The sequence below is a fragment of the Umezawaea sp. NPDC059074 genome (assembly GCF_042738955.1).
In the GTDB taxonomy this organism is placed as follows: Bacteria; Actinomycetota; Actinomycetes; order Mycobacteriales; family Pseudonocardiaceae; genus Umezawaea.
Genome location: NZ_JBHYHC010000071.1, coordinates 40,289 through 46,288, shown reverse-complemented (window position 1 = coordinate 46,288; position 6,000 = coordinate 40,289). Strand labels below are relative to the sequence as shown.

At 73.6% G+C, this 6,000-nt stretch carries 5 protein-coding genes; 3 read left to right on the top strand and 2 right to left on the bottom strand.

Annotated features, from left to right (window positions below):
- The first annotated feature begins 263 nt into the window (after positions 1 to 263).
- The 3 genes from ACFWW9_RS28250 to ACFWW9_RS28240 all read left to right on the top strand — a co-directional run bounded on the left by ACFWW9_RS28250 (position 264) and on the right by ACFWW9_RS28240 (position 4,131).
- Positions 264 to 3,056, top strand: coding sequence for a BTAD domain-containing putative transcriptional regulator (locus ACFWW9_RS28250; protein ID WP_390384078.1), 2,793 nt, complete (start codon positions 264 to 266; stop codon positions 3,054 to 3,056).
- Positions 3,057 to 3,297: 241 nt separating this feature from the next.
- Positions 3,298 to 3,609 carry a hypothetical protein gene (locus tag ACFWW9_RS28245; RefSeq protein ID WP_390384076.1) on the top strand — a complete coding sequence of 104 codons (312 nt, stop codon included), beginning with the start codon at positions 3,298 to 3,300 and terminating at the stop codon, positions 3,607 to 3,609.
- Positions 3,610 to 3,684: 75 nt separating this feature from the next.
- On the top strand, positions 3,685 to 4,131 hold the full coding sequence (locus tag ACFWW9_RS28240) for a nitroreductase family deazaflavin-dependent oxidoreductase (protein ID WP_390384074.1): 447 nt from the start codon (positions 3,685 to 3,687) through the stop codon (positions 4,129 to 4,131).
- 9 nt (positions 4,132 to 4,140) lie between these two features.
- Here ACFWW9_RS28240 and ACFWW9_RS28235 read toward each other — a convergent pair whose 3' ends face one another.
- A complete protein-coding gene (locus tag ACFWW9_RS28235) occupies positions 4,141 to 4,830 on the bottom strand; it encodes a transglutaminase family protein (RefSeq protein ID WP_390384072.1) in 690 nt (229 codons plus the stop codon).
- A 1-nt stretch (position 4,831) separates the two neighbouring features.
- Positions 4,832 to 5,986, bottom strand: a complete 1,155-nt coding sequence (locus tag ACFWW9_RS28230; RefSeq protein ID WP_390384070.1) for an acyl-CoA dehydrogenase family protein — start codon at positions 5,984 to 5,986, stop codon at positions 4,832 to 4,834.
- Between the last annotated feature and the right edge of the window lie 14 nt (positions 5,987 to 6,000).

Genomic DNA, 6,000 nt, shown 5'->3' with positions numbered 1-6,000 from the left:
CTCCCCCCCCGGGTGGGGGGTCGCGCCGGAACACCCCGTGCCCGTCCGCTCACCCCCCGGCGCGGCGCACGGCTGGGCCCCAGCCGCGCCCCTCGCGCCCCTTCGGACCACCCTCCCCGCCGCGAACGGCGAAGACCCCCTGTGCCGGTCCTCCGGGGACGGCACCTCCGTGAGGAGTGCCGTGCGACCACCGTGCCCGGAGGGGGTTGTCGCCGCGCCGAATCCGCGTTGAATCGCCTGCTCGACATCGGTAGACAGGAGTCGTGGCGGCCGAGAGCGGACAGGGCGCACCACCGGAGGTCGCGGTCGGTGTGCTGGGCAACCTGGAAGTCCACGTCGACGGCACGCCGGTGGCCATCGGGCACGCCCGGCGCAAGGCCGTGCTGGCGGTGCTGCTGGTCGAGGCCAACCGGGTGGTGCCCGCGGACCGGCTGATCGACCGGGTCTGGGGCGAGGAGCCGCCCTCGCGGGCGCGGTCGGTGCTGCGGACGTACCTGTCCAAGCTCCGCCACGCGCTGGACCGCACCGGGATCACCATCACGTGGCACGACACCGGCTACCTGCTGGCCGTCGACCCCAAGTGCGTGGACCTGCACCGCTTCCGCCGCCTGCTCTTCCAGGCCCGCGGCGCGGGCGGCCCGCGGGCCGCGCTGGCGTTGGCGGACGAGGCGCTGGCGCTGTGGCGTGGCGAGCCGCTGGCCGAGGTGGACACCGCGTGGGCGGAGGCGTTCCGCCACCAACTGCACCAGGAACGCGGTGCCGCCGCGGCCGACCGGATCGACTGGGCCTTGGCCTGCGGCAGGCACGGTGACGTGCTGCCCGAGTTGACCACGGGGGCCGCCGAGCACCCGCTGGACGAGCGCGCGGCCGGGCAGGTGGTGCTGGCGCTGTACCGGTCCGGCCGCCAGGCCGACGCGCTGGAGCACTACCAGCGCACCCGTCGGCTGCTGGGCGAGGAGTTGGGGGCCGATCCCGGCCCCGCGCTGCGGGAGCTGCACCACCGGGTCCTCACCGCCGATCCCGCGCTGGACCTCCCGCCCGCCGAACCGGTCCGCTCGGTGCCGCGCCAGTTGCCCGCGCCGCCCCCGTCGTTCGTCGGCCGAGGTGACGAACTCGACCGGCTCGACAGCGCGTTGGACGCCCCGGCCACGGTGGTCATCTCGGCCATCGCGGGCGCGGGCGGCATCGGCAAGACGTGGCTGGCGTTGCACTGGGCCCACCGCAACGCCCACCGGTTCCCCGACGGGCAGCTCTTCGTCGACCTGCACGGCTTCGGCCCCGACACCGAGCCCCTGGACCCCGCGACCGCCGTGCGCGGCTTCCTCGACGCCCTCGGCGCCGATCCCGGCGGCCTGCCCGCCGACCCCGACGCGCGGGCCGCTCGCTACCGGAGCCTGGTGGCGGGCAAGCGGATGCTGGTGGTGCTGGACAACGCGGCCACCTCCGAGCAGGTGCTGCCGCTGCTGCCCGGCAGCCCGACGTGCACGGTCCTGGTCACCGGCCGCGGCGCCCTGCCGTCCCTGATCGACCGGTACGGGGCCCGGCACCTGCACCTGGGCGTCCTCGCGCGGGACGAGGCGCGGGCGGTGCTGGTCGGACGGCTCGGCGCGGCGCGGACGGCCGCCGAACCCGACGTGGTGGACGAGCTGGTCGACCTGTGCTGGCGGTACCCGCTGGCGTTGTCGATCACGGCCCGCCGCATCGCCACCCACCCCCGCGTGCCGCTCGCCGAGTTCGCCGCCGACCTGCGTGAACTGGGCCTGGACGGGTTGGACGATGTCGACCCCGCGGCCAGCCTGCCCGCCGTGCTGTCCTGGTCGCTGCGCGCACTGACCGCCGAGCAGCGCACGGTGTTCGCCCTGCTGGGTGTCGTCCCCGGCCCCGACTTCGGCCTGCCCGCCGCGGCCTCGCTCACTGGACTGACCGAGGCGCGGACCCGCACGGCCCTGCGCGCCCTGGAGGACGCCTCACTGCTCGACCGGCAGGCCCACGGCCGGTACGCCATGCACGACCTGATCCGCGCCAGCGCCACCACCGCCGCCCGGCGTGACCTGACCGAGCGGGAACGGGAGGACGCGCTGCGCAGGCTGCTCGACTTCCACGCCCACACCGCCCGCGCCGCCGACCGGCTGCTGAACCCGCACCGCCAGCCCATCGACCTCGACCCGCCCGCACCCGGCGTCCACCTCCACCCGGTCGCGGACGTGCCCGCGGCGCTCGCCTGGTTCGACCGCGAGCACGCCTGCCTGCTCGCGGTCCACCGCGCCGCCGTCGCCCACGCGTGGCACCCCGCGGTCTGGAACCTGACTCGCGCGCTGGACAACTTCCACAGCCTGCGGGGCCACCACCACGACCGGCTCGCCACGTGGCGAGCCGCCGCCGAGGCCGCCGAGCACCTGCCGGACCCCACCGCGCGGGCCCACGCGAACCGCGTGCTCGGCTTCGTCCACGCCGACGTGGACCGCCACCAGGACGCCCTCGCGCACCTGGACCTCGCCCTGGTCCAAGCCGAGGGAGACCTCACCCACCAGGCGCACATCCACTTCGCGTTCGCGTCGGTCCGGGAACGCACGGGGGACGACCGCCGCGCCCTGGAACACGCCCGCCAAGCCCTGGACCTGTACCGCGACCTCGACCAGCCAGGAGCCGAGGCCGAAGCGCTCAACCTGGTGGCCTGGTACTCGGCGCGTCTCGGCGACCACGACACGGCTCGCGACCACTGCCGGGCCGCGCTGGCGCTGCACCGCAGCCACCTCCGCAGCCCGGACGGCGAGGCGAACACCCTGGACACCCTCGGCTACGTCGAACACCGCACCGGCCACCACGCGGAAGCGATCGTCCACTACCGCCACGCCCTGGCCCTCTACCGCGACCACGGCTACACCGAGCGCATCGCCCCGGCGTTGGAAGCACTCGCCGGCCCACACGCCGCCCTCGGCCACCACGAGGAAGCCCGCGCCGCGTGGCGCGAAGCACTGGACCTGTACCGGGAGCAGAACCGCACCACCGACGCGGACCGCGTCCACCGCCACCTCGCCGCCCTCGACCACGCGTGATCGTTCGAGGCGTCAGCCCTGGGCCGTCGAGTTCGGCGTCGAAGCCGGATACTGGAGACATCGTTGCCGGACTCGCTGCTGGACACCTACACCGCCGAACGCCACCCGATCGGCGCGTGGGTCCAGCGGTGGAGCATGGCGCAGACCGCGCTCACGATGGCACGGGGGCCGCGCGCGGAGCGCTGCACGGGGTGGTGTCCGACTCCTCGACACGCCGGACGGCGCGACCCACGTGGTGTCCATGATCAGCGGCGATTGGCAGCACTACCCGCTGCCCGGCGACCACCCGCTGATCGGCCGCCGCGTCCCCGACCTGCCCTTGGCCGACGGCACCACCCTGGTGGGGCACTTCCGCGACGGCCGGGCGGTCCTGCTCGACGTCGCCACCGGAGCCGCGGCGGCGGCCGAGGGGTGGAGCGACCGCGTCACGGTCGTGGCCGCGCCGCCGACCGCGTTCCCCGACCAGCCGATGGCCGCGCTGGTCCGCTCGGACGGCCACGTCGCCTGGTCGCGCTGGGCACGGTCGACGCCGACGCCCTCCGCGCCGTCCTGACGACCTGGCTCGGCCCACCCGCCTGAGCCCCGGTCGGTACGGTGGCGGGGCCGACTACGGAAGGGACCCGCCACCATGGCCGTCGCCGACGACCTCGACCGCGCCACCGACTCGCAGTGGGACTGGGTCGCCGAGCAGACCCGCAAGTACCTCGCCACCAACGGCGCCGAGGGGCACGAGTCCAACGGCGTCTTCACGCTCCTGCTCGCCACGACCGGGCGCAAGTCCGGCATCGCGCGCCGGACGTGCCTGATCTACGGCACCGAGGGCGAGGACTTCGTCGTCGTCGCCTCCAAGGGCGGCGACGACGAGCACCCCGAGTGGTTCAGGAACCTCGTGGCGGAGCCGAGCGTCGGCGTGCAGGTCCGCGACCGCCGGTTCACCGCGATCGCCAGGGTCGCGACCCCGGCCGAGCGCGCGACCCTCTGGCCCAGGATGGCGGCCATCTTCCCGTTGTACGACGAGTACGCGCGCAAGACGGACCGGGAGATCCCGGTCGTCCTGCTGTCGCCGCGGGACTGACCCCGCCGACTACCCCTCCGTGCGCGCCAACAGCCTGCGCTGGTCGGCGGCCTCCTCCTCCAGCGAGCCCGCCGTCGTGCGCTGGCTGTTCTCGAACAGCAGCGGGTGCGCGTCGCGGATGCCGTCGACCACCAGCTCGTACGGGAAGTCGTCGAAGCTGCCGTGCCAGTGGACGAACTCCATGTGCTTGCGGCCCTGCTCGTCGTACGGGTGGTAGACGCTGTCGGCCACGCCGTCGAAGTCCAGCGGCGCGATCTGGTACAGCCTGCACAGCATCTTGTTGAACACCGGCGTCGCGCGGATCCACCGGTCGTTCAGGTACACCTCGGTGAGGCAGTGGAAGCGGAACAGGTCGCCGCCGACGAGTTCCCGCAACCGGGGCGACGCCAGGTGGTTGCGCACGTCGCCGAGGACGATCCGGCTCGGCACCCCGGCCGCGCGGACGGCCGCCGCGTACACCAGCGACTTGTGGATGCAGAAGCCGAAGCCGCGGTCGATGATCGCGCTCGCCCGCATCCCCTGGCGGGACAGGTCGCTCTGGTACACCTCGTAGCGCAGGCCGTCGCGCACGGCGTAGAACAGGGCCACCGCGCGGGCGATGGGGTCGGACTCGTCGCCGACGGTGCGGTCCACGAGGTCGCGGACCTGCCGCGACTCGTGGTCCAGCAGGTCGGTCGGGGCGAGGGTCGTCTCGTCCACGTCACGCCTTTCTCTTGTCGAGGCCCAGCATCTTGGCGATCCGGTTGCGCTGGATGTCGGACGTGCCCGAGTAGATGACGCCGGGCACGGCGTTGCGCAGCTCCGCCTCCAAGCCGTACTCGGTGGTGTAGCCGTTGCCGCCGAACACCTCGATCGCGGCGAGCGCGGTGTCCACGTTGGCCTGGCTGGCGACCAGCTTGCTGGTCGCGATGTCCGTGGTGACGTTGTGGCCGCGTTCCATCCGCTCCGCGGTGTCGTACAGCCACTTGGCCGCCGTCTCGGTGGCCGTGCGCATGTCGACGATCCGGTTGGCCACCGACTGGAACGACCCGATCGGCGCGCCGAACTGGACCCTGGTCCGCGCGTAGTCGACGCACCGCTCCAGCCGGTGGCGCATCTGGCCGACGTTGACCACGAACGAGCAGAGGATCTCCCACTTCATCACGTGGTCCAGCACCAGGAACCCGCTGCCGACGCGCCCGACGACGTTGGTCGCGGGCACGACGCAGTCGTCCAGGAACACCTCGGCGAACGGGGAGGTGCGCAGCCCCATCTTCTCGATCGAGCCGCCGACCGTCAGGCCCGGCGTGGTGGTCTCGACCAGGAAGGCGGTCACCCCGAGCGGGCCGGCGTCGGGGTCGGTCCTGGCGTAGATGACGATCACGTCGGCCACCGGGCCGTTGCTCACGAACGTCTTGCTGCCGTTGAGCACCCAGTGGTCGCCGCGGCGGACGGCCGTGGTGCGCATGGTCAGCGCGTCCGACCCGCTGCCCGGTTCGCTGATCGCGTGCGCGCCGATCGTCGAGCCGTCGCACACGCCGGGGAGGTAGCGGTCCTTCAACGCACGAGAACCGAAGCGCTGCAACGGAACCCCCGCGCTGACCAGGTGCGTCGTGACGGAGAAGCAGAGGCCGCCGTCGTGGCACCGGCGGCCGAACTCCTCCAGCACGTACATCGTCGTGAGCAGGCTCTGGTCGAGTCCACCCCACTCGGTCCCGAACGGCAGGCCCAGCACGCCCGACCCGCGGACCAGCTTCCACGCGTCGCGGTCGAACGTGGCGGCGCGCTCCCGCTCGGGGCCGCCGACGTTGAGCGCGTCGCACCACTGCCGGACCCCGGCGCGCAGGTCCTGTTGGTCCTCGCTCCAGTCGAGCACGCTGACACCAACCG

What these genes read in the sequence shown, in the direction of transcription:
- ACFWW9_RS28240 (WP_390384074.1), top strand. Translation starts at nt 3,685, where the DNA reads ATGGCCGTCGCCGACGACCTCGACCGCGCCACCGACTCGCAGTGGGAC.
- ACFWW9_RS28245 (WP_390384076.1), top strand. Translation starts at nt 3,298, where the DNA reads ATGATCAGCGGCGATTGGCAGCACTACCCGCTGCCCGGCGACCACCCG.